This window comes from Marinobacter lacisalsi, assembly GCF_042651045.1.
Classification (GTDB): domain Bacteria; phylum Pseudomonadota; class Gammaproteobacteria; order Pseudomonadales; family Oleiphilaceae; genus Marinobacter; species Marinobacter lacisalsi.
On the sequence record NZ_JBHSDI010000007.1, the window covers coordinates 256,806 to 279,858 of the forward strand.

20 protein-coding genes are annotated in these 23,053 nt (G+C 61.4%); 16 read left to right on the forward strand and 4 right to left on the reverse strand.

Going from position 1 to position 23,053, the window contains the following annotated elements; translation table 11 throughout:
- Positions 1–15: 15 nt before the first annotated feature.
- Genes ACFOZ5_RS04735 through pdxJ form a run of 5 tightly spaced genes read left to right on the forward strand, consistent with a single transcriptional unit; the run spans position 16 to position 3,492 of the window.
- The gene (locus ACFOZ5_RS04735; protein ID WP_379885805.1) at positions 16–390 is read left to right on the forward strand and encodes a DUF4845 domain-containing protein; all 375 of its coding nucleotides are present in this window, start codon (positions 16–18) and stop codon (positions 388–390) included.
- Complete coding sequence (rnc, locus tag ACFOZ5_RS04740; RefSeq protein ID WP_379885807.1) at positions 387–1,076, forward strand: ribonuclease III; 690 nt, start codon at positions 387–389, stop codon at positions 1,074–1,076. The genes ACFOZ5_RS04735 and rnc overlap by 4 nt, the downstream gene beginning before the upstream one ends.
- Positions 1,076–1,996: a GTPase Era gene (gene era / locus ACFOZ5_RS04745; RefSeq protein ID WP_379885809.1), complete on the forward strand. Its 921-nt coding sequence runs from the start codon at positions 1,076–1,078 to the stop codon at positions 1,994–1,996. Before rnc ends, era begins: the two co-directional genes overlap by 1 nt.
- Before the next feature lie 8 nt (positions 1,997–2,004).
- Positions 2,005–2,745, forward strand: coding sequence for a DNA repair protein RecO (gene recO, locus ACFOZ5_RS04750; RefSeq protein ID WP_379885811.1), 741 nt, complete (start codon positions 2,005–2,007; stop codon positions 2,743–2,745).
- Positions 2,746–2,757: 12 nt separating this feature from the next.
- Positions 2,758–3,492 carry a pyridoxine 5'-phosphate synthase gene (gene pdxJ / locus ACFOZ5_RS04755; protein ID WP_379885813.1) on the forward strand — a complete coding sequence of 245 codons (735 nt, stop codon included), beginning with the start codon at positions 2,758–2,760 and terminating at the stop codon, positions 3,490–3,492.
- A 176-nt stretch (positions 3,493–3,668) separates the two neighbouring features.
- Here the strand turns inward: pdxJ and ACFOZ5_RS04760 are convergent, their stop codons facing one another.
- Together ACFOZ5_RS04760 and ACFOZ5_RS04765 are read right to left on the reverse strand one after the other, a co-directional pair.
- Positions 3,669–6,557, reverse strand: coding sequence for an ATP-binding protein (locus ACFOZ5_RS04760; RefSeq protein ID WP_379885815.1), 2,889 nt, complete (start codon positions 6,555–6,557; stop codon positions 3,669–3,671).
- 154 nt (positions 6,558–6,711) lie between these two features.
- The gene (locus ACFOZ5_RS04765; protein WP_379885817.1) at positions 6,712–6,963 is read right to left on the reverse strand and encodes a hypothetical protein; all 252 of its coding nucleotides are present in this window, start codon (positions 6,961–6,963) and stop codon (positions 6,712–6,714) included.
- On the opposite strand from ACFOZ5_RS04765, the gene cysM reads away from it, so the two are divergent.
- The 5 genes from cysM to ACFOZ5_RS04790 all read left to right on the forward strand — a co-directional run bounded on the left by cysM (position 6,962) and on the right by ACFOZ5_RS04790 (position 12,896).
- Complete coding sequence (gene cysM / locus ACFOZ5_RS04770; protein ID WP_379885819.1) at positions 6,962–7,855, forward strand: cysteine synthase CysM; 894 nt, start codon at positions 6,962–6,964, stop codon at positions 7,853–7,855. The genes ACFOZ5_RS04765 and cysM overlap by 2 nt on opposite strands.
- A gap of 27 nt (positions 7,856–7,882) precedes the next feature.
- Positions 7,883–9,214 (forward strand): 23S rRNA (uracil(1939)-C(5))-methyltransferase RlmD, encoded by a 1,332-nt coding sequence (gene rlmD / locus ACFOZ5_RS04775; RefSeq protein ID WP_379885821.1) that lies wholly within the window; start codon positions 7,883–7,885, stop codon positions 9,212–9,214.
- A gap of 43 nt (positions 9,215–9,257) precedes the next feature.
- The gene (relA, locus tag ACFOZ5_RS04780; RefSeq protein ID WP_379885823.1) at positions 9,258–11,495 is read left to right on the forward strand and encodes a GTP diphosphokinase; all 2,238 of its coding nucleotides are present in this window, start codon (positions 9,258–9,260) and stop codon (positions 11,493–11,495) included.
- Positions 11,492–12,370 (forward strand): nucleoside triphosphate pyrophosphohydrolase, encoded by an 879-nt coding sequence (gene mazG / locus ACFOZ5_RS04785; protein WP_379885825.1) that lies wholly within the window; start codon positions 11,492–11,494, stop codon positions 12,368–12,370. The genes relA and mazG overlap by 4 nt, the downstream gene beginning before the upstream one ends.
- Before the next feature lie 181 nt (positions 12,371–12,551).
- On the forward strand, positions 12,552–12,896 hold the full coding sequence (locus tag ACFOZ5_RS04790) for a pilin assembly protein (protein WP_379885827.1): 345 nt from the start codon (positions 12,552–12,554) through the stop codon (positions 12,894–12,896).
- Positions 12,897–13,168: 272 nt separating this feature from the next.
- On the opposite strand, the gene ACFOZ5_RS04795 is transcribed toward ACFOZ5_RS04790, so the two are convergent.
- On the reverse strand, positions 13,169–13,396 hold the full coding sequence (locus tag ACFOZ5_RS04795) for a hypothetical protein (RefSeq protein WP_379885829.1): 228 nt from the start codon (positions 13,394–13,396) through the stop codon (positions 13,169–13,171).
- Positions 13,397–13,552: 156 nt separating this feature from the next.
- On the opposite strand from ACFOZ5_RS04795, the gene ppc reads away from it, so the two are divergent.
- The 6 genes from ppc (at position 13,553) to ACFOZ5_RS04825 (ending at position 20,510) form a co-directional block, all read left to right on the forward strand.
- Positions 13,553–16,225, forward strand: a complete 2,673-nt coding sequence (ppc, locus tag ACFOZ5_RS04800; RefSeq protein WP_379885831.1) for a phosphoenolpyruvate carboxylase — start codon at positions 13,553–13,555, stop codon at positions 16,223–16,225.
- Between the two features lie 75 nt (positions 16,226–16,300).
- A complete protein-coding gene (locus tag ACFOZ5_RS04805) occupies positions 16,301–17,674 on the forward strand; it encodes an HDOD domain-containing protein (RefSeq protein ID WP_379885833.1) in 1,374 nt (457 codons plus the stop codon).
- Positions 17,675–17,890: 216 nt separating this feature from the next.
- The gene (adk, locus tag ACFOZ5_RS04810; protein ID WP_379885835.1) at positions 17,891–18,544 is read left to right on the forward strand and encodes an adenylate kinase; all 654 of its coding nucleotides are present in this window, start codon (positions 17,891–17,893) and stop codon (positions 18,542–18,544) included.
- Positions 18,545–18,553: 9 nt separating this feature from the next.
- The gene (gene tsaB, locus ACFOZ5_RS04815; RefSeq protein WP_379885837.1) at positions 18,554–19,249 is read left to right on the forward strand and encodes a tRNA (adenosine(37)-N6)-threonylcarbamoyltransferase complex dimerization subunit type 1 TsaB; all 696 of its coding nucleotides are present in this window, start codon (positions 18,554–18,556) and stop codon (positions 19,247–19,249) included.
- Positions 19,250–19,292: 43 nt separating this feature from the next.
- Positions 19,293–19,661, forward strand: a complete 369-nt coding sequence (locus ACFOZ5_RS04820) for a UDP pyrophosphate phosphatase (RefSeq protein ID WP_379885839.1) — start codon at positions 19,293–19,295, stop codon at positions 19,659–19,661.
- 12 nt (positions 19,662–19,673) lie between these two features.
- Positions 19,674–20,510, forward strand: coding sequence for a class I SAM-dependent methyltransferase (locus tag ACFOZ5_RS04825; RefSeq protein WP_379885841.1), 837 nt, complete (start codon positions 19,674–19,676; stop codon positions 20,508–20,510).
- Between the two features lie 13 nt (positions 20,511–20,523).
- On the opposite strand, the gene plsB is transcribed toward ACFOZ5_RS04825, so the two are convergent.
- On the reverse strand, positions 20,524–22,992 hold the full coding sequence (gene plsB, locus ACFOZ5_RS04830; RefSeq protein WP_379885843.1) for a glycerol-3-phosphate 1-O-acyltransferase PlsB: 2,469 nt from the start codon (positions 22,990–22,992) through the stop codon (positions 20,524–20,526).
- Positions 22,993–23,053 lie beyond the last annotated feature (61 nt).

Here is a 23,053-nt window from a genome sequence, read left to right on the forward strand (position 1 = left end):
ATGAGGTACGTGCGTATGAAAACTCCATTCCGCCAGCAAGGCGCTTCCACCGTCGGTATCCTGATCGCGGTGCTGTTTTTCGCCAGCTTATTGACCCTGTTGATCAAGTTGGGGCCGGCGTATCTTGATGACTACACTATAAAGGGTGCCCTGGAAGGCCTTGATGGTGAGGAAGGTCTGTCCCAGATGACACCGTCCGATGTGCGCCGCCTGGTCACCAAACGGCTGAGCGTAAACAACGTTGACAGTTTCAATGCCAAGGACATCAACATCGAGAAGGATGGTGATCTGGTGATTATCAGTCTCGATTACGAGGTCCGCACCCATGTCGTGTCCAATGTGGATGCGGTTATCAGTTTCAGTCATTTTTATGAGCTGACAGGACAGTGACAAATCAACCCGACCTGGATCGACTGCAGCGCCGAATCGGCTATACGTTCCAAGACCCGGAACGGCTGTTGCTGGCGATGACCCATCGCAGCTTTGGCAATCAGAATAACGAGCGGCTGGAGTTCCTGGGTGACTCCCTGGTCAACATGATCATCGCCGAGTACCTCTACAATCACTTTGAGCGGGCCCGGGAGGGTCAGCTCAGCCGCCTGCGGGCGCGAATGGTGAAAGGGGTGACGCTGGCGGAAATCGGCCGGGAGTTCGAGCTGGGCCAGTACCTCCGGCTCGGGTCGGGTGAAAAGAAAAGCGGTGGTTTCCGGCGTGACTCCATACTGGCCGATGCGGTGGAATCCATCATCGGTGCCATCTACCTGGACAGCGATTTCGACACCTGCCGTGAGCGGGTGCTGGCATGGTTCGACAAGCGTCTGGAGCGGTTGGATATCCAGGATACCCAGAAGGATCCCAAGACCCGCCTGCAGGAATACCTGCAGTCGCGGCAATTTCCCTTGCCCCGTTACGATGTTATCTCGGTGGATGGCGAAGCCCACGCCCAGACTTTTCATGTATCCTGCGCGTTGCCGTCACTGGAGCGCAAGACCAGCGGTGTCGGCAGCAGCCGGCGTATAGCCGAGCAGCAGGCTGCCCGGGCAGCCCTCAAGCAACTGGGCGTGGAGACTGAATAATGAACGACGAACTGATCCGGCCCGAGGATCCCGAAAGCCGCTGTGGTTTTGTGGCCATTGTTGGCCGCCCCAATGTGGGCAAGTCCACGCTACTGAATCATGTCCTCGGCCAGAAACTGAGTATTACCTCACGCAAGCCACAGACCACCCGGCACCAGATCCTGGGCATCAAGACCGAGGGGCCGGTGCAGGCTATCTACGTGGACACTCCGGGCATGCATGAGGAGGAGCCCCGCGCCCTCAATCGCTATATGAACCGGACCGCGTCCGCAGCGCTCAAGCATGTGGATGTGGTGGTGTTCGTGGTGGATCGGCACCACTGGACCCCCGCGGACGAGATGGTGCTGAACAAGCTGACGCACCTGACCTGCCCGGTGATCCTGGCGGTCAATAAGGTGGATCAGATCGAGAAGCGGGAGACCCTGTTGCCGGTACTTGAAAGTCTGGCCACAAAAAGGGAGTTCGCCGACATTATTCCCATGTCGGCCCTGAAGGAGCAGAACCTGGCGCCACTGGAAGAAGCGGTGGCTCGTTACCTGCCGCAAAGTGTGCATTTCTACCCGGATGACCAGATTACCGACCGCAGCGAGCGTTTTGTTGCCGCTGAAATGGTGCGTGAGAAAATTACCCGTCAGCTGGGGGCGGAACTGCCGTATTCGGTGGCTGTGGAAATCGAGGAATTCAAGCACGACGGCAAGACCCTGCACATTGCGGCGCTGATTCTGGTAGAGCGGGAAGGGCAGAAGAAGATTGTCATTGGTGACAAGGGTGAACGCCTGCGCCGGATTGGCCAGGAGGCCCGGGCCGACATGGAACGTATGTTTGAGAGCAAGGTCATGCTGCGGCTCTGGGTCAAGGTGAAGCGGGGCTGGGCTGACAGCGACCGGGCCCTGAAAAGCCTGGGCATGAACGACGGCTGAGGGCTGCCATGGCCGGGTCGGTACAACACGGTTCGGTACAACAGGAACCTGCCTACGTTCTTCATCGGCGTCCGTTCCGGGAAACCAGCCTTCTGGTTGACCTGTTTTCCCTCAACCACGGCAAGGTCGGCCTGGTTGCCCGTGGTGCCAGCAGTGCCCGCAGTGCCACCAAGGCCCAGCTCCAGCCCTTCCAGCCGGTGCTCGTGGACTGGACAGGCCGCTCTGACCTCAAGACCCTGACCCATGTGGAGAACCGGCCTGGCGTTCAACTGGGCCAAGGAAAGGCTCTGTACAGCGGTTTTTACCTAAACGAGCTGCTGCAAAAACTGCTGTCCCCCTTCGATCCCGCTCCTGAGCTCTTTGCCGCTTACATTAATGCTTTGGAGCAGTTGTCATCAGCCGCCGGCGATGTAGAGCCGGTGCTGCGCCGTTTCGAGATGCATCTGGCAGACAACCTGGGCTACGGATTTGACTGGGCCCGGGCCATGGACAGTGGTGAGCCGGTGCAGCCGGACCGTCGCTACTGCTATGATCCCCAGCATGGCATCCTTGCCGGGCCCGGTGATGCTGCACGCCTGACCGGGTTGTCCGGCAGTGCCTTACTGGCCCTTGCCGATGGCGATCTGCACAGTAGCGACGCCCGGCGTACGGCCAAGCAGGTGATGCGGGCACTGACCGATTTCCTGTTGCAGGGCAAGCCCCTGAATAGCCGCGCGCTGTTTGCCGGCGGACGTTCCACAGACCGATAAGGGACCCTATCCATGAAAGACCGTGTATTGCTGGGAGTGAATGTCGACCACGTGGCCACGCTGCGCCAGGCCCGGGGCACCCGTTTTCCGGACCCGGTGCAGGCGGCGATGGTGGCCGAGGAGGCCGGCGCCGACAGCATCACCATCCATCCCCGGGAAGACCGTCGCCATATCCAGGATCGGGATGTGCTGCTGATTCGGCAGACCCTGAATACCCGCATGAACCTGGAAATGGCGGTGACGGACGCCATGCTGGCCTTCGCGGAAACGGTGCGGCCCGAGTGTGTCTGCCTGGTGCCGGAAAAGCGCGAGGAGCTGACCACGGAAGGCGGTCTGGATGTGGAGGGCAACGAGGATCGCGTGGCCCGGGCCTGTGAGCGGCTGGCCAGGATCGGTGCGGAGGTTTCGCTGTTTATCGACCCGGATCCCTCCCAGATCGACGCGGCGGTGCGCTGCGGCGCCCCGGTGATTGAACTGCACACGGGTGAATATGCCGAGGCGGATACTGCTGCGGAACAGACCCACACCCTGAATAACCTGAAGGAAGCGGTGGAATACGCTCGCCGCAAGGGTTTAATTGTTAACGCCGGCCATGGCCTGAATTATCACAACACCCTGGCGGTCGCCGCGATTCCGGGCATCAACGAATTGAATATCGGGCATGCGATTATTGCCCGGTCGGTGTTTACTGGTCTTAAGGAGGCGGTTCGGGATATGCGGTCTATTCTGGACCAGGCCCGAGCTTGATTGTTTGGGTACAGGGCCAGGGGGTTGGTAGAGAATTCTCCTTGGAAAAAGAACTCGCTGCGCTCAGACACCTTTTTCTGGCGGATAATTCTCTACCAACCCCCTGTCCTGCGAACCTTATAGCTAGTCGCTTGAGCAACGGAGACCTTCCTCCGAAGCCCGACAGCAAATAGCCATCAAACGGGATTCAACTGATCACTGTTGCGAAACATAGCCTGCCAGTCCGTCTGATCTCCCCAGACATCCAGCCGTTCCATCGCCGAAAGCAGATTTTTCCGAAGGGTGTCCATGTCGTCCGAACGCCGCTTGAGGGCTGTTTCGAACTGTTCCGAGGCATCCCGCAGTTCCGGTACACCGCAGTAGCGAGTGGCACCGTGCAGCTTGTGGACGCATTCCAGAACCGTGTCATAGTCTTCCGCTTCCCAGCGGGCCCGGATGGTTTCCTGGTCGGGCTTGAGTTGCTCCAGCAGCATACTGAACAGCTCTTCCGCCAGATCCGCCTTGCCGGCGGCGAGGCGAACACTTTCCTCAACGTCTACCACCGGTTTCTGACGGCGACGGGTTGACGGGCGCAGTGGCCGGCGGGTGTCCCGGAATTCGGCAATACTCCGGGACCCGTTTTCCTGCCGCTCCGGGGGCTCGTAACCGGTGAAGTCCGTCAGGGTTTCCAGTAGTTGGCTGCTGTTCACCGGCTTGGCCAGATAACCATCGAAACCCTGCTGCATCAGCCGCTCCTGCTCGTCTGCCAGGGCATGGGCTGTCAGTGCAATGATGGCTGTGCGGTGGTGGCTGTTGTCCAGCCCCCGCAGGCGGGCCGTGGTTTCCACGCCATCCATCCCCGGCATCTGCAGGTCCATGAAGATGGCATCAAAGTTCTGGCTACGGGCCTTACTCAGCGCCTCGAAACCGCTGGCGGCCCCCTCGGCGGGAATACCGCAATCCTTCAGCAGGGTCAGTACCAGTTTCAGGTTGGCCTCGTTGTCATCCACCGCCATAACCCTGGGCAGGTTCGGCGTAGTGCTGCGGGGTGAGGGCAGGGCGCCAATCTTCCGCTCTGGCACGTGGCGGCGGTTACGGGTGTCAATGCCATGAACCAGCATCAGCAGCTCATCGTACAGCGGCCCGCGACAAATGGGCTTGATCATGTGACCACTGGCCAGTCCGGTAAGGGCCGTATCGTGGGACTCCAGTGTCGGTGTCAGCAGCAGGCTGCGGCAGTCCCGGTCAATTTCCAGGCTGCGGATCAGCTCCCGGTACTGGCTGGAATTGAGCAGGTGCCGGGTGATACCCACGATGGCCAGGGCATAGCCGGACTGGTGTTGCTGGGCGTCTTCCACCTGCTCGAGCAGCTCGCCCGGCGAACCCGCCCGGGTGACTTCCATGCCCCAGTCCCGCAGGATGTGTTCCACTGCCAGGCCCGTGGTTTTCTGTTGCTCCAGATAAATAACCCGCTCGCCCCGCAGGGCATCGTGGGGCAGGGGCGCCTCGGTACCGGCGGACAGCTCTGCGGTCAGGGTGAACCAGAAGGTTGAACCCTTGCCAAGCTCACTCTCCAGGCCAATGTCACCCCCCATTTCTTCCACCAGCCGCTTGGAAATGACCAGGCCGAGGCCGGTGCCGCCATACTGGCGGGCGGTGGAGGCATCCGCCTGGCTGAAGGCATTGAACAGCGACTGCTGCTGGGCCCGGGACAGGCCGACGCCGGAGTCGGAAATGCTGATGCGAAGTGTGACCTCGTTGTTTTCGGTATCTTCCTCTTCCAGGCTGGCCCGCAATACCACCTCGCCGGTCTGGGTGAACTTGATGGCGTTGTTGACCAGGTTGGTAATCACCTGCTTCACCCGCAGGGGATCCCCCATGATGTTGTCGGGCACATCGGCGTACACCAGGTGCACCAGGTCCAGGTTCTTGCCATGGGCCGCGGGCGCCAGCATCACCATGACTTCCTCGACGATCTCCCGCAGGTGAAAGGGCACCCGGTCGAGGATCAGTTTGCCGGCCTCGATCTTGGAGAAATCCAGGATGTCGTTAATGATCGTGAGCAGGATTTCCGAGGACTTGCGGATGGTGTTCAGGTGTTCCGCCTGCTGCTTTTGCAGGGGGCTCTTGAGCAGCAGCTCGGTAAACCCGATGATGCCGTTCAGTGGGGTGCGGATCTCGTGGGACATGTTGGCCAGGAACTCCGACTTGATCCGGCTGGCTTCCAGGGCGTCCTTGCGGGCGAAGTCCAGTTCGATGTTCTGGATCTCGATGGTTTCCAGGGTTTCCCGCAGGTCCTCGGTGGCCTGGTCGATATTCTGCTGCATCTCGGCCTGGGCCTTGCTAAGCTCCTCGGCCATGGCGTTGAGGCCAGACTCCAGTTGCTCGAACTCCGGCCCCGCCCCCGTGTATACGCGGGTGTCCAGGTGGCCTTCCTTGAGGCGGGCGACCGCGTTGTTCAGTTCGAACACCGGGTGGGTGAAAGACCGGCTCAGCCGCACGGCGATGGCCAGGCTCAGCAGCACCCCCGCCACGATCACCAGCAGCGAGATGAACAGCGCCTTCCAGGTTTCCTTTTCGGTGCGCACGTGGGACATTTCCACCGCCGCCCAGCCAATAGGCTCCATATTGTCCGGCGCGGCGGTGGTGCCTGACTCCAGGTCCAGCAGGTTGTCCAGCATCAGGTCCTGCAGGTACACCGGTGACATGAAGAGGGTAGTGCCGGAGCCGGTCCAGTGCGCAACCGACGATCCCTGGGGGAACTGGTCCGGTGCGCTGAACGTACTGCCGGGGCCGGTATGCAGCAGCCGCTCCCGGCGGGCGTCGTAAAAGGTAATGGAACGCACGTCCTGCTCTTCCAGCAGGGCGTTGGACAGGCTGCTGAGCAGGCTGCGGTTGGAGGTGAACATGCCGTATTCGGCAGCGGCCGATAACTGGCGGGAGAGGGAATCACCACGGTCGTCCAGTAGCTGGTTGATGTTCTGCACCCAGCTCCAGGTGAAGAACAGCCCCAACAGGACGGTGGTAATGAGGGTGGGAACCAGGGTTACCACCAGGACTTTTTTGCGAATACCCCAACGACGCATACGTCTGTGTCTACCTCTTGTCCGATCCCTGGTTCCTGGTAGCCCGTCTGTCCCTGACCTGCCGCCGGTTTCCAGCCTCTGGAAACTTGATGCGAAACGGTGCCCGTGTTCTGCGTTGCTGTCTCCGTGGTCTGCTTATAGCCAGAGGCGATGGTTATAGCGGGAACCTGTATTGGGCGAGTTGCCCGGTTATGCGTATGATGCGCACCTCAGGAGCGTAATGAAAGCGTCCTGTTTTGCTTTCTGAACGAAACCACGGAAAACTGTCCTGGTGTCCCGTTTGGTTCATTCGCTGAACGCCGTAGGTCAGCGAATGAACCAAACGGGACACCAGAAGCGCCTCAAGTGTAACATAAGCGTTTTGAAAAGCTGTGCAGCCCATCTCGACGAGGAGCAGGAACGTCATGCATTTCCCTACCATTGAGGACTATGTTGGTCACACCCCCCTGGCGCGATTACAGCGACTGCCCGGCCAGACCAGCAACGTCATCCTGGCCAAACTGGAGGGCAACAACCCCGCCGGTTCAGTCAAGGACCGGCCCGCCATCAGCATGATCCAGGAAGCGGAAAAGCGGGGCGACATCAAGCCCGGAGACACCCTCATCGAGGCCACCAGCGGCAATACCGGTATTGCCCTGGCCATGGCGGCTGCCATCAAGGGCTATACCATGAAGCTGATCATGCCGGCCAACATGAGCGAGGAGCGGCGGGCCTCCATGCGGGCCTATGGTGCCGAGATCATCACCGTATCAAAGGAAGAGGGAATGGAAGGCGCCCGCGACCTGGCTGCCCGAATGCAGACGCAGGGGGAAGGGATGGTGCTGGATCAGTTCGCCAACCCGGATAACCCGCTTTCTCACTATCGCACCACTGGTCCCGAGATCTGGGAACAGACCCAGGGGCGGATCACTCATTTTGTCAGCTCCATGGGTACCACTGGCACCATTATGGGTGCATCACGCTACTTCAAGGAGCGTAACCCTGACATCCGTATTATCGGTCTGCAGCCGAAGGAAGGTTCCTCCATACCCGGTATCCGCCGCTGGCCCGAGGAATACCTCCCGAAAATCTACGAAGCCTCACGGGTCGATGAGGTGCTTGATGTGGGGCAGGAAGAAGCCGAGAACACCATGCGGGCACTGGCCCGGGAGGAGGGTATCTTCTGTGGCGTCTCCTCCGGCGGTTCCATCGCAGCGGCGCTCACGCTGTCTGAGCAGGTTGAAAACGCCGTGATCGTGGCCATTATCTGTGACCGCGGCGACCGCTATCTCTCCACCGGGGTGTTCCCGGGCGCCTGACCGTTTTTATTGACCAGAGACATTTGTATGAGCCGTAGACGCAGGAAACCCCTGCCCAGGGAGCCCTTGCCTTGTACTATTGAGGCATTCAGCCATGATGGCCGGGGCATCGCCCGTGAAGAGGGCAAGACCCGTTTCGTGGATGGCGCATTGCCCGGTGAGCGGGTGATGGCGAAGATGATTTCCACCCGCAGCAAATTCGACGAACTGCGCACTGAAGAAGTGCTGGAAGCCGCACCGGAGCGTGTTACCCCGCCCTGTGATTTTGCCGACCTTTGTGGCGGATGCAGCCTGCAGCATATGGCACCCGATGCCCAGATCCGCTTCAAGGAGAATACCCTGCGGGAACACTTTGCCCATTTCGGGGGCATCGAGCCGGAGCAGTGGACAGAGCCCATGCGGTCGCCCGCCCTGGGTTATCGTCGCAAGGCCCGTCTCGGGGTGCGTTTCGTACCCAAACGGGATTCGGTGCTGGTGGGTTTCCGGGAGAAGCGCAACAGTTTCCTGACGGACATTGACCGCTGTGTGGTGCTGGATCCGCGCATCGGCGAGCGCATTGATGACCTGCGACGGTTGCTCTACGGCATGGAGGCCTACCAGCATATTGCCCAGGTGGAGGTGGCCTGCGGCGATGACGCAGCGGCCATGATCTTCCGCAACATGATCCCTCTCAGTGAGTCTGACCGCGCGGCTCTGGTGGCTTTCGGCCAGGCCCACGACTTGCATATCTACCTGCAGCCAAAAGGACCGGATACCGTACACCGGATCTGGCCGGCAGAAGGGGAGGAAAGGCTGAGCTACCGGTTACCGGAATTTGACCTCACCATGACCTTTCATCCCATGGACTTTACCCAGGTCAATGCGGACATCAACCAGCGCATGGTACACCGTGCCATCGAGTGGCTGGATGTGCAGCCGGGTGACCGGGTGCTGGACCTGTTCTGTGGCCTGGGTAACTTCACATTGCCGCTCGCCCGCAAGGCTGGCCAGGTTGTCGGGGTGGAGGGTGACGATGCCATGGTGGTACGTGGCCGCGAAAACGCCGAACGCAACGCGCTGGGCAATGTCAGCTTCCACGGTGCCAACCTGCAGGGGGACTTTACCCGGGAGAGCTGGGCCTCGGAAGGGTTCGATCGTATCCTGATTGACCCGCCCCGCTCCGGTGCCCAGGAAATCTGTGAGCACCTTGCCACCTTCGGCGCGCAACGGATTGTGTACGTGTCCTGCAACCCCGCCACTCTGGCGCGGGATGCGGGTGTGATTGTCAGCAAGGGTTACCGCCTGAAGCAGGCGGGTGTGATGGACATGTTCCCGCACACCACCCATGTGGAGTCCATTGCCCTGTTCGAGAAAAACTGAACCCGGGCGGGGCTCTTGATCGTAAAGAGGCGGCAGCAACGGCATGGTAAAAGTACGGGAAGACTACGCGGTTACCGCGGACGGACAGGTGGATATCGAAGGCTGGGTGCGCCAGATCGCTGCCCAGACCCGCCTGGAGAACCCGGACCAGTTCCGGCGTGCCTGTGAGCTCAGCGCCGAGATCGATCGCCGCGCCGTGGAGGAGGACCGTCTCTGGGCGCCAGGCGCCAGCAGTTTCCGTACCGGCATCGAAATGGCCCAGGTCCTGGTGGAACTGCACCTGGACCAGGCCAGCCTGGTCGCGGCGATACTGTACCGGGCGGTGCGGGAAGGTCGTATTGGTCTTGAGGAGATCCGCAACGAATTCGGCGACGAGGTGGCCGGGCTGATTGATGGGGTGGTGCAGATGGCCGCCATATCGTCCATCCACCATCCCCTCAAGGGTAATGTACTGGGCCAGACCGAAGGCCAGCTGGACAACGTCCGCAAGATGCTGGTGACCATGATTGACGACGTGCGGGTGGCGCTGATCAAGCTGGCTGAGCGTACCTGCGCCCTGCGGGCCGTAAAGGACACCACCTACGACAAGCGTATGCGGGTAGCCCGGGAGGTGTTCGATATCTACGCCCCCCTGGCCCACCGGCTGGGCATCGGCCATATCAAGTGGGAACTGGAGGACCTGTCCTTCCGCTACCTGCATGAAACCGCCTACAAGAAGATTGCCAAACAGCTGGATGAGAAGCGGCTGGATCGTGAAGGCTACATCCAGAAAGTGCTGCGTGACCTGGGGGACGAATTGCGCCGCTCGGGCATCAATGCCGAACTGTCCGGTCGCGCCAAGCATATCTACAGCATCTGGCGAAAGATGCGCCGCAAGGGTATCGATTTCTCCCAGGTCTACGACGTACGCGCCGTACGCATCCTGGTGCCGGAAATGCGCGACTGCTATGCCGCCCTGGGTATTGTGCACAGTCTCTGGCGGCACATTCCCAACGAGTTCGATGACTACATCGCCAACCCCAAGGAGAACGGCTACCAGTCACTCCACACCGCCGTCATCGGGCCGGCAGGCAAGGTCATGGAGGTACAGATCCGTACCCACAACATGCACGAGGAGGCGGAGCTGGGGGTGTGTGCCCACTGGCTCTACAAGGGCACGGATACGGGCAACCGGTCTTCCGGCTACGAGGCCAAGATCAACTGGTTGCGCCAGGTGCTGGAGTGGCAGGAAGAACTGGGCGACCTGTCCGGGTTGGCGGATCACCTGAGCGGGGATATCGGATCCGACCGGGTGTATGTGTTTACGCCGGAAGGCCACGTGGTGGACCTGCGCCAGGGTGCTACACCGGTGGACTTTGCCTACCGGGTGCACACCGAAGTGGGGCATGCCTGCCGTGGCGCGCGGGTTAACAGCCGCATCGTGCCGCTGACCTATCCGCTGAAGACCGGTGATCAGGTCTACATTCTCACCTCCAACAACCAGGCGCCCAGTCGCGACTGGCTCAACCCCAGCCTGGGTTATATCCAGACCTCGCGGGCCCGGGCCAAGGTGACCCACTGGTTCAAGCAACAGAACCGTGACCAGAATATCGCCGACGGGCGGGCCATTCTCGAGGACGAGTTCAAGCGGCTTTCGATCTATGACGTGGATCTCAACGAACTGGCCCGCAAGGTCAACTATCCGGCAGCGGACGACATGTTTGCCGCTATCGGCGGCGGCGACCTGCGGCCCACCCACGTGGCGCACGTCGCCCAGGAAATGCTGGAGCCCCGGGACAAACAGCTGGACCTCAAACTACTGGGCAGCCGTAACCGCAAGTATGAAACCGACTCGGATATCCAGATCCGCGGCGTGGGCAAACTCAAGACCCAGGTGGCCAAGTGCTGCAAGCCGCTGCCCGGCGACGCCATTGGTGGCTACATCACCGTGGGGCGCGGTGTCACTGTTCACCGCCAGGATTGCCTGACCTTCCTGCACCACAAGGAATACGAGCCCAACCGTATTATCGAAGTGAGCTGGGGCGGCCAGCCCGAGGCCACCTACCCGGTGGATATCGAGATCGAGGCCTACGACCGCTATGGGTTGCTGCGGGACATTACCGAGGTGCTTACCGCTTCCCGCAGCAATGTGCTGTCCCTGAATACCCTGTCGGATACCGATGAGAATACGGCCACCATGCTGGTTACGGTGGAAATCCAGAGCCTGGAGCAGCTGGCCCGGCTACTGGCCCAGATCCGCAACCTGCCAAACATCATCGAGGTAAGGCGCAAGCGGTCATGAGTGATTCCAGTGACGACATGAAAAGCTACACCATCGACGACCTGAAAACCTTGATGGCCCGCCTCAGGGATCCTGACACCGGCTGTCCGTGGGACACGAAGCAGACCTTCCGCACCATTGTGCCCCACACCCTGGAGGAAGCCCACGAAGTGGCTGACACCATCGAGCGGCAGGACTATGGCCATCTGAAGGAGGAGCTCGGCGATCTGCTGTTCCAGGTGATCTTCTACAGCCAGATGGGGCATGAGCAGCAACTGTTCGATTTTGATGCAGTGGTGCATACCCTGGTGCAGAAACTGCTGCGTCGACATCCCCACGTATTCCCGGAAGGGACCCTGGAAAGCCGCGTGGATCCGGATAACCGGCCCAGCGACGAATGGATCGCCGCCAGCTGGGAGCGCATCAAGGCCGAAGAGCGGGCCGAAAAGGGAGAGGTGAGCTCAGGCCAGTCTGCCAGCCGGCTGGACGATATCCCCGCTTCCCTGCCAGCCCTGACCAGGGCGGACAAGCTGCAGCGACGGGCCGCCCGTTACGGTTTTGACTGGCCGGACATAGGCCCGGTGTTCGACAAGCTGGAGGAAGAGATCGGAGAGCTCAAGGACGCGTGGCAGAACGCACAACAGGACCCGGCAGCGCAGGACGAGGTGGAAGACGAGCTGGGCGACCTGATGTTCGTTTGCGTCAACCTGGCGCGTTTCTTGAAAGTGAATCCGGACCAGGCATTGCGTCGTTCCAACCGGAAATTCGAGGCACGCTTCCAGGCCATAGAGGCGATTCTGCAGGCGCAGGACAGGACCATGGAAGACGAAACCCTGGACGCCCTTGATGAGATCTGGAATTCGGTCAAAGGGGTCGAGCGTTCACGTTCTGAGTGACGAATTGGTCAGAAAACCACAAATAAGTACAATTCGTTACCGATTTTCGCGCTGGTATTCCGCACGATTCAACTACACTGCGGGGTAAGAGGATAGCCGGACGACAATGATCGGCAGCGCCTCTTGGAGCCCTCAGCCATCATTATGATCGGGCAGCAGTCGAAGGCAGGAGTCGAAGCATATGAAGATCCGCGATCTGGTTACCCACTGGGATAAAAACGCCAAGGGTCGTCTGACCCGTGACCCACACTACGTCAAGCTGGCCGACAGCCACCATGAAGAGCTGTCGAGGCTTGCCGCCCTTTACCCCATGAAGTCATCCCAGGACCTGATGCGGGACCTGTTGTCCGCCGCCCTGGACGAGCTGGAAACCTCGTTCCCCTATGTGGAAGGTGATAAAATCGTCGCCTACGACGAAGACGGTTTCGAGATCTACGAGGATGTGGGGCTGACCCCCAGGTTTGTCGCTCTTAGCCAGAAGCACATGGAAGATCTCAAGCGTCGACAGCTGGTATCGGTGGCCTGAACCCTGACAGGGCCAGAGTGCGGCTACTAAGTTGAGACCAAACGCTTCCTTTTCCTTGAGGGGCTATACCAAAGTTACCGTCGAACATTCCCTCTCCCTCGAGGGGAGAGGGCCAGGGAGAGGGTGAGCGCCCACAGGGCGCCAGAATCTAGATTCCAGATTGTGGAGTTAGCCTTCTCCCCTTCTCCCCAACCCCTCTCCCGCCAAGGGCGAGGGGCTAAAACATGTCATGCCCATTGATACTTGTGTTAAGGCACACTAGAGGCTCACCCTCACGACCGCTTCAGCTTCTCCTTCAGCGGCGTACTCTCCGCCAGATCATCCAGCGCCGCAGCAATCATGTCATTGAGAATATCCGTCTCGCTGCGGTCCGGGTACATTTCCGCCAGTGCGGCGATCCTTGCGGCGTCTTCCAGTGGCAGGCGCAGGTTGTAGTCGTGGGTGCGGTCCGTGGGTTTCTTCTTGTCCTGCCAGTGTTTGGGAAGGTCGGTAACTTTCATGAAATCTCCTTTCAACGGGGCCGTGCGGAAGGTCAGCGAATGACTTTCTCAGAGCAACAGGCCCTTGCGGTTCGTCTGTGTCATCATTATTAGTATCAGTATAGTGACGATGTTTCGTCAATTGACCTTTCCGATTATGACAAAAAGGAAGCTGCTGTGGCTGAACTGCATCCCGAGCTGAGAGAGAACGTCCGCCTGCTGGGCGAATTGCTGGGTGAGAATATCCGCAACTACCCCGGTGAAGACATCTACGATCTGATCGAGGAGATCCGGGCAGCCGCCAAGGCCGACCGGCGCCAGGAAAGCGGGTCCGGCCAGCGCCTGGTCAGCCTGCTGAGCAACCTGAGGGACGATCAGTTGCTGCCGGTCACCCGGGCTTTCAACCAGTTTCTCAACCTGGCCAACCTGGCCGAGCAGTACCACGGGATCCGTCGCAAGCGTGGCCACCAGTCCGACCTGATGGTGGAGTCGCTGGAGGATGTGTTCAGCCGCCTCAAGCAGGGTGGGGTCGATGCCGATGAGCTGCACCGCAAGGTGTCCGATCTGCGCCTGGAATTCGTACTCACCGCCCACCCCACGGAGGTGGCCCGCCGTACCCTGATCATGAAATACGACGAGATGTCCGCCTGCCTGGCAGCCCTGGACCACGACGACCTGCTGCCGGCGGAACGGGACGAGGTTCTGGATCGCCTGCGCCTGCTGGTGGCGGAAGCCTGGCATACCGACGAGATTCGCCACGAGCGGCCCACGGCGGTGGACGAAGCCAAATGGGGCTTTGCGGTGATCGAGAACAGCCTGTGGGAGGCGCTGCCGAGGTTCCACCGCAGCCTGGATCAGGCATTGCTGGATTCCACGGGCAAAGGGCTGCCCCTGGATGCCACCCCGATCCGCATCGCTTCCTGGATGGGGGGAGACCGGGACGGTAACCCCAATGTTACTCACGAGGTGACCCGCACCGTATTCCTGTTGGGCCGCTGGATGGCGGCCGACCTGTACCTGCGGGATATCCAGTCCCTGCGGGCCGAACTGTCCATGTGGCAGGCCAGTGATGAACTTCGGGAGCAGGCTGGCGACGGCCGGGAACCCTACCGTGAAATACTTGGTCGCTTGCGGGAACGTCTGATCAGAACCCGGGACTGGGCGGAGGCCAGGGTTAACGGTGAGCCGGCGGACGAACAGGGCATATTGTTCGAGAACGAGGACCTGATCGCCCCCCTGGAGCTTTGTTACCGCTCACTGAAGGAATGCGGGCTGGACACCATCGCCAACGGCCCGCTGCTGGACACCCTGCGCCGTGCCCATACCTTTGGCTTGCCCCTGATCCGTCTGGACATCCGCCAGGAAGCCACCCGCCATGCCGAGGCCGTAGCGGAAATGGTGGATTACCTTGGGCTGGGTAACTACCTGGAGTGGAGCGAGGAGCAACGCCAGGCGTTCCTGGTACGGGAGCTGCAGGGTCGCCGTCCACTGGTGCCTCGCAACTGGGAACCATCGGAGCCGGTGCGGGAGGTGTTGGCCACCTGCGAGGTAGTGGCGGCCCAGACCCCGGAAGCCCTGGGCTCCTACGTGATATCCATGGCCAGCAAACCCTCCGATGTGCTCAGCGTGATCCTGCTGCTGCGGGAGGCGGGGATGAAGTTCCCCATGCGTATCGTGCCCCTGTTCGAGACCCTGGACGATCTGCAGGGCGCCCCCGCCGCCATGGAGGCCCTGTACTCCGTGGACTGGTACCGGGACTACTGCAACGGTGCCCAGGAGGTGATGATCGGCTACTCAGACTCCTCCAAGGACGCTGGCCAGATGATGGCCGCCTGGGCCCAGTACCAGGCTCAGGAGAAGCTGACCGAAGTGGCCAGCCGCTTCGACATGCATCTGACCCTGTTCCATGGCCGTGGTGGTACCGTTGGCCGGGGAGGTGGGCCAGCCAACCGGGCCATCCTGTCCCAGCCTCCCGGGTCGGTGAACGGCAGTTTCCGCATTACCGAACAGGGGGAAATGATCCGCTTCAAGTTCGGCCTGCCGCGACTGGCCGAACAGAGTCTGACCCTGTACACCACCGCAGTAGTGGAAGCCACCCTGGCGCCGCCCCGGGCGCCGGAGCCAGAATGGCGCGACGCCATGGACTGGCTTACCGAACGATCCCTGAAAGCCTACCGGGACGTGGTCCGTGAGAACCCCGATTTCGTGCCCTATTTCCGCCAGGCCACCCCGGAGCAGGCCCTGGGCAAGCTGGCCCTTGGCAGCCGACCCGCCAAGCGCAAGGCCAGTGGTGGCGTGGAAAGCCTGCGGGCTATCCCCTGGATTTTCGCCTGGACCCAGATGCGCCTGATGCTACCCAGCTGGCTGGGCAGCGATGTGGCCCTGGCCGAGGCGGAGAAGGCAGACAAGATGCCCCTGCTGCAGGCCATGCGCCGGGACTGGCCTTTCTTCCGCACCTATGTGGATATGCTGGAAATGGTGCTGGCCAAGTCGGATCTGCGCATTGCCAGCTACTATGATGACACCCTGGTGGACCCGGCCCTGCGGCCCCTGGGCCAGGAGCTGCGTCAGCGTCTGGCCGGTTGCATCGAGCAGGTCAAATCACTGAAAAACCAGCGGGTGCTGCTGGAGGAGGAGCCGGTATTTGCCCACTCCATGAAAGTACGCAGTCCCTATACCGACCCGCTCCACTATCTGCAGGCGGAGCTGCTGAAGCGTAACCGGGAAGCCGAGCAGAATGTCGCCGCCGAGGGCTCCGATGCGGAAGTGGTACCCATGCCGGAACTGGTGGAGCAGGCACTCAAGGTGACCATGGCCGGCATAGCCGCCGGCATGCGTAATACCGGCTGACGCTGGGCATGGGCGCGGGGTATGATAAGCTCTGTCGCCGTTTATGGGCTTGAATAACAAACGAAGGAGACACCTGTGGCAGCGGCCGCCAGAGTCGAGCAGTTCCTCAATCGCAAAGGCCTTTCCTTTGAACTGTTGCCGGTTTCGGAGGACCCCCGCGGCGGACTTGAGGCAGCTGTGCTCGGTGATGGCATCGACCGCCGCCTGGTAATCCGCAGCACTGCTCTGATCGACGTCAAGGGCGTGCTCCTGGTGGTGCACCCCCTGGACAGTTCCCCTGATCTGGATGCCATTGCAGCCCGCACCGGGCGACGCCTGCAGCCGTTAACCGTGTCCCAGGCCGGGCGCCTGTTCAGTGACTGTGCACCGGGTTTTGTGCCGCCGTTCGGCGCTGCCTACGGCATTCCGGTGCTGGTGGAAGAGTCGCTGTACCAGTCGGAGCGCGCCATCATGGCTTGCGGGTCTTCATCCCGGTTGCTGGCCATGGCGGGCAGGGATTTCCGTCTGGCCATGGCGGGAGCCGACAAGGGCCATGTCACCATCCGCCACAGCGGGCAGTCAGCCAATACCATTACCCTGGAGGAAGTGGCCGAAAAGCTGCAGGCGTTGTACCGACTGCCACCCATGCCGGCATTGGCGCTCAGGATTCTCAACCTCACCAGTAACCCGGAAGCCTCCGCCCGCGAACTAGCGGAGCTGATCGAATACGATCCCAGTGTCACTGCCCAGATTATCCGTTACGCCCGTTCTGCGCTGTTCAACTACCCCGGGCAGATTGACTCGGTGCAGGAAGCGGTCACCCGGGTACTGGGATTTGAGCGGGTGGCGCATATTGCCCTGGGCATTGCCTCCGTCCGGGCCTTCGATATTCCCCGCCAGGGGCCGCTGGGTATGGACCAGTTCTGGCGTCACTCCCTCTACTGTGCCTTCGTCTGCCAGCGTCTTGCGCCCCAGTGCGATGCAGACCGGTCGCTGGCTTACCTCTGTGGACTGCTTCACAACTTTGGCCTGTTGCTGGTGGGGCACCTGTTTCCCGCCGAGTTCGAGGAGCTGAACCGCCTGCGGGCCGCCAATCCGGAGGTAAGCCTGAGGACACTGGAACAGGAAGTGTTCGGGGTGGACGATGATCAGCAGATGCTGACGGTTGGCCATGGTGTGATCGGCGGTATTCTGCACAAGCTGTGGCAGCTGCCGGAGCCGGTGATCAAGGCGGCCGGTGTGCACCAGCAGGCCGGTTACGAAGGCGACCACAAGACTTATGTGGTCATGGTCCAGCTGGCCAATGCCTTGCTCAAGGAGAAGGGGGTGGGCGATGAATTCAACCCCGATGATATCGAGAACCTTGCTGCCCAGCTGGGTCTCGATGACGCCAGTCTGGAGCGCCTTCGCGACGATGTGGACGAGGTCGCCGACGATCTGGACAGTCTGGCCCACTCTCTGTCATCCTGACCGACTGTTTTTTGTCCACGCGTGGGCTGCGACTGACGTCGACTTTCTCTCACTGCCCCGACTTCGTATAATGCCGGCTTTTCGAGAGTGGCGCGCCTGTGGAGAGAGGCTGTTGCCAAGCCTTGGGGGGAGTCGTGAACCTGGGTTTGGCAACCGCTTTTCAGGTATTGACTGCTTTAAACTTAAACAATTAGCCAGGAAATGGGAGCACAACGTATGCGTATTATCATGTTGGGGGCGCCGGGAGCCGGCAAGGGGACCCAGGCGCAGTTCATCACGGAACGATTCGATATCCCCCAGATCTCCACAGGCGACATGCTCCGCGCGGCCGTCAAGTCCGGTTCCGAGCTGGGCCAGAAGGTTCAGGCGGTCATGGATTCCGGCTCCCTGGTCTCCGACGACATCATCATTGCCCTGATCGAAGAACGGGTCCAGCAGGACGATTGCCGTAACGGCTTCCTGCTTGACGGCTTCCCGCGCACCATCCCCCAGGCGGAAGCGCTGAAGGAGCAGGGTATCAGCATCGACTATGTGGTCGAAATCGCCGTCGATGACGAGGAAATCGTTCAGCGTCTGGCCGGTCGCCGCGTGCATCCCGCCAGCGGTCGCATCTACCACGTCAAGTATGATCCACCCAAGGTGGATGGTAAGGACGATGCAACCGGAGAGCCGCTGGTTCAGCGCGAGGACGACCAGGAAGAAACCATCCGTAAGCGTCTTGATGTCTACCATAGCCAGACCGAGCCGCTGGTTGGCTATTATCAGGACTGGGCGGCCCGCGAGCCGCAGCAGGCGCCGAAGTACGTTCGTGTTGATGGTGTGGGCTCCCTTGATGATATCCGGGAACAGATCCTCTCCAAGCTGGGTTGATCAGACGTCTTGAACCTTCTTGCCATTGATACCTCGACCGATGCCTGCTCCGTGGCCCTGCTTTCCAGCGGGGAGCTGAGCGGGCATTATCGCGTTGAGCCCCGTGGTCATACCCGGCTTATCATGCCCATGGTCCGGCAAGTGCTGGCTGACCATGACCTGGCCATCTCCGACCTGGACGCCCTGGCTTTTGCCGCCGGCCCCGGTTCGTTTACCGGCCTGCGGATTGCCACCGGCGTGATCCAGGGGCTGGCCTGGGGGCTGGATGTGCCGGTGATGCCGGTGTCGTCTCTGGCTGCGGTGGCGCTGGAGCTGGCTGAGGCCCGGGGCGCGGAAGAGGGTGATGGCATCGCCGTGGCGTTTGACGCCCGTATGGACGAAGTCTACTGGGGCTGTTTCCGGTTGGTGGATGGTCTGCCCGAACTCCTGGCGCCAGAGCGGGTCTGCCCGCCGGAACAGGTGAGCCTTCCTGGCGGGCCAGCGCGCTGGTTGGCAGGGGGCAGCGGTTGGCGCTATGCTGAACGCATCCCTGAAACCGTTATCGGCGCCGTGGAGTCCCCCGATCCGGAATGCGGGCCTGATGCCCGTTTCGTTGCCCGTCTCGCGGCGCGATCGTTGCGGACAGGTGGTGGGGTGCCGGCGGCCAAGGCGCAACCGGTTTACCTACGGGATGAAGTGACCTGGAAGAAACTTCCTGGCAGATAAAGCGTCTCAGGTTGTCTGAGACTTTACGTGCGGATACGCAGCCATGATCAATGGTGTTAACAACAATCCCTATGTCGGCAACGCCGGCGTTGCCCGGGACCGACCGGACGCTGCCCGTGCGCCCGCAGCCCGCCCCGAGGTCATCGAGGATCAGCGCCGTGATGCCCGACCGTCGCCGGCAGGTGGTGACAGGCCGGATTCGGGGGGCGGGCTTTCCGAAGACACCCAGGGTTACCTTCGTCGTGTCCAGGCCCGTTCTGCCGCTGAAGATACCCGCCTGCAGCCTTTCCGGGCCGAAGACATCCCCATGGCCACCATCCGGGCACTGGAGACCTTTGCGACCGTAGCCAGCCAGCAGGAAGGCCTGGAAGGCTATGATGCCGAACTGGCAGGCATCGATATCCGCGTCTGACGCTCTCCCCCTATGCGAAACCTCTCTTCTACGCCCCAGGATCATGACCGGGATGGCATTCCACCGGTAGCCTGTTCCTCCGGGTTCCACCGGCCTGCTGCCGAGGCCCTGGCGGCACGGTTGGGTGGCGCGTTCCTGGGCGTTGTGCCCTTCAGACACATTGACCAGTGTCCACTGGTGCTGTTCCTGGATGATGACGGTCTGTCGCTTCGGGCCACCGGGCGCAAGGCCCCGGGACCTGTGAGGGCCGAGTTCGTGTCCGGCAAGGCCGGTTATCGTCTTGCCCATGGTGGCGGCACCGGTCAGCTTATTGCGAAGGCGATCGGCCTGAAACGCACCAATCAGACGCTGCACATCCTCGATGCCACCGCCGGCCTGGGTCAGGACGCCTTCGTGCTGGCCGGCCTCGGTCATCAGGTGACACTGCTGGAGCGTTCGCCGGTCATTCATGCGCTGCTTGAGGACGGGCTGGCCCGGGCGGCGGCTGATGATGTCACGGCCGGGGTCGTCGCTCGCATGCCCCTGATCCACGGCGACAGCATCCGTTGGCTGAGTGAGAGGGCAGGGCAGGACCCGGTAGCGGACGTGCTCTACCTGGACCCCATGTTCCCGCATCGGGACAAGTCCGCCCTGGTAAAGAAGGAGATGCAGCTGTTCCGCCCAGTGGTAGGTGACGACCCGGATGCCAGCGCGCTGCTGGAGGCTGCCCTGGCCTGTGCCCGCTACCGTGTGGTGGTCAAGCGCTCACGCCGGGCGCCCGCCATTGAAGGAGTGGCCCCCGGGTTGACGCTGGAGGGCAAGAGCAGCCGATATGATGTCTACCCGCTGAGAGCCCTGCCTTCTTCCTGAGACGGCAACATAATCATGCCGTGCCCAACTGGGTGACCTGTGCAATGGCCTGGCGTTTTTCCACGTTCAGTACCAGCCGGGCATCCTCGGAGACGTCGTCCAGCTCACGGGTGTAACTCAGCCGTTCATCGTCGCTGGCGGTGATCACTCCATTCTGCCGCAGGTTCTCGATAAAGTTGCGGAACAGGGTCTTGTCGAAAAACTCCGGGGCGTTGAGCCCGAACAGGATCGACATGCGCTCGGCCATTAGCGTACTTTCCTCTTCCAGTTCCTTTGCTGTCAGCACACCGGGCCCATGCTTGCGCAGGGTGGCAATCACCAGGTAGTAGCGCTCCAGGGTCTGGATGATGAAGCGGGACAGGGTATGCAGCTGCAGCCGCTGGTCAGTGCCTTCATCCGGGCCCATCACGCGGTCGCCGTCGGTACGCAGGAAGCCATGTTCCACCAGGGTATCGATCCAGCGGTCCACTTCCACACCGACGTTGTCGGCATCATGGCGGAGGAACAGTTCAGACTGCAGGTAGGGGTAGATGGCGCTGGCCAGGAAGATGACCCGGTCCCGGGCCAGGGACGAGCAGTTCTCGAACAGGCAGGCAATCAGTGCCGGCAGCGCAAACAGGTGCTGGATGTTGTTGCGGTAGTAGGTCATCAGGGTGGCGTTGACGCCATCCAGGCCAATGATGTCGCCCAGTTTCTGCGGGTGACGCCCCACCAGCCCCATGCTTTCGCAATAGCGGATCCATTCCCGGCCGTCGCCCTCGGGGAAAGTGACGGTATCGGCGTAGGGGTGGGCCTTGAGCAGGCCCATGTAGCGGTCCATCAGTCTCGCCAGCTGGCGTTCGTCCATGGCCATGCGCTCAGTGGCCAGCAGCACCGTGGCCACCATGGTGACCGGGTTGACCGCTGCGGCCGCATTGATGCCGGTGGCCACTTCGTTGGCCAGGTGGCTCACCGCCGTGTTCAGCCATGGTGGCCTGGCTTCCTGGCCGACCGCCTCGTTTTTCCAGCCCGGGCGGGCCTGTTCCAGGGCGGTATCCAGGTCGATGCCCTGGCCGAAGTTGACCGACACCTTGCCAAAGGAGCTGCGCAGCTTCCGGGCGCTCTTCGCCAGGCCCACGACGCTTTCCTGCTTCTTTTTCTTGCCCCGGAGTTCCCCCAGGTAGGAACGACCTTCCATTACCTTTTCATAACCAATGTACACGGGCACCAGCACGATGGGTTTCTGGTGGTCGCGGAGGAAGCTGCGCACAGTCATGGCCAGCATGCCGGGCCGTGGCTGCAGGGTGCGGCCGGTACGGCTGCGCCCCCCTTCCACGAAGTATTCCACCGAGTAGCCCCGGGTGAACATGACGTGCATGTACTCGTTGAACACGGTGGCATACAGGGGGTTATCCCGGAAGCTGCGACGCAGGAAAAAGGCACCACCGCGACGGAGTATGGGGCCCACCAGAGGCATGTTCAGGTTGATGCCGGCGGCGATGTGGGGCGGCATCAGGCCGTTGCGGTACAGAACGTAAGATAGCAACAGGTAGTCGATATGGGAGCGGTGGCAGGGCACGTAAACCACGGCGTTCTTTTCCGCGACTTCCTGTACCTCACGGATATTGTTGATGCGGACGCCATTGTAGATACGGTTCCACAACCAGCTGAGCAGGATCTCGAGGATGCGTATGGTGGCAATGGACATGCTCGAGGCGATCTCATTGGCATAGCCCCAGGCCCGTGCCCGCACCTTGTCCGGGTGGACCTCCTCATTGCGGGCGGCTTCACGGATGGCATCACGCACGGCGGGTGTCCGGATCAGGTCCGCTACCAGCGTCCTGCGGTGGGACAGGTCCGGCCCCAGCACCGCCTGACGCACCCGGCGGAAATGGGTTCTCAGCAGGCGTGCGGTTTTGCGGTTGGCCCTTGCCTTGCTGCGATGGTGTTCACGGACCGTATCGGCCAGTGACAGGGGCTCGCCGAAGCGAACCAGCGTGTTGCGACCATGCAGCAGGATGATCAGCAGCTTCTGGAAGCGCCCCGCCACGGACCAGGTATCCGACAGCAACAATTTGAGGAAGGATTTTTCCTTGTCCGGTGACCGGCCCCAGAACAGGGACACAGGCACCAGCTGGATATCCAGGGTCGGGTCTTCCACCGACATTGCCACCAGCTGCTCCAGTTGCTGTGTCATGACCGGGGTCGCACGGGGGCTGAACCGGCTGCGGGCCCGGCGATACAGGAAGCAGAATGAGTGGCGCGGCCCGCCATGGATGTCCATGGGCGGCCGGGCAGGCGGCAGATCAGCCCGTTCCACCTCCTGCTCCAGCACCAGCCGGGCAGACAGGGAGCTGTACTGCATGACGTAACAGACCGGACGATCCGGATCCAGGTTCAGCTCCTGCTTGCCAGCGCCAAGCACATCCGTGCGCACCCACAGGAACAGGATCTTGCGCAGCAGGGTAATCAGGGCACCGGCAACGGCAGGCAGTATTCGCATTCAGTCAGACTCCGCACAGATAGGGGCCACGAGTGTACTGTGTCCGTGGTGGCCGACAAAG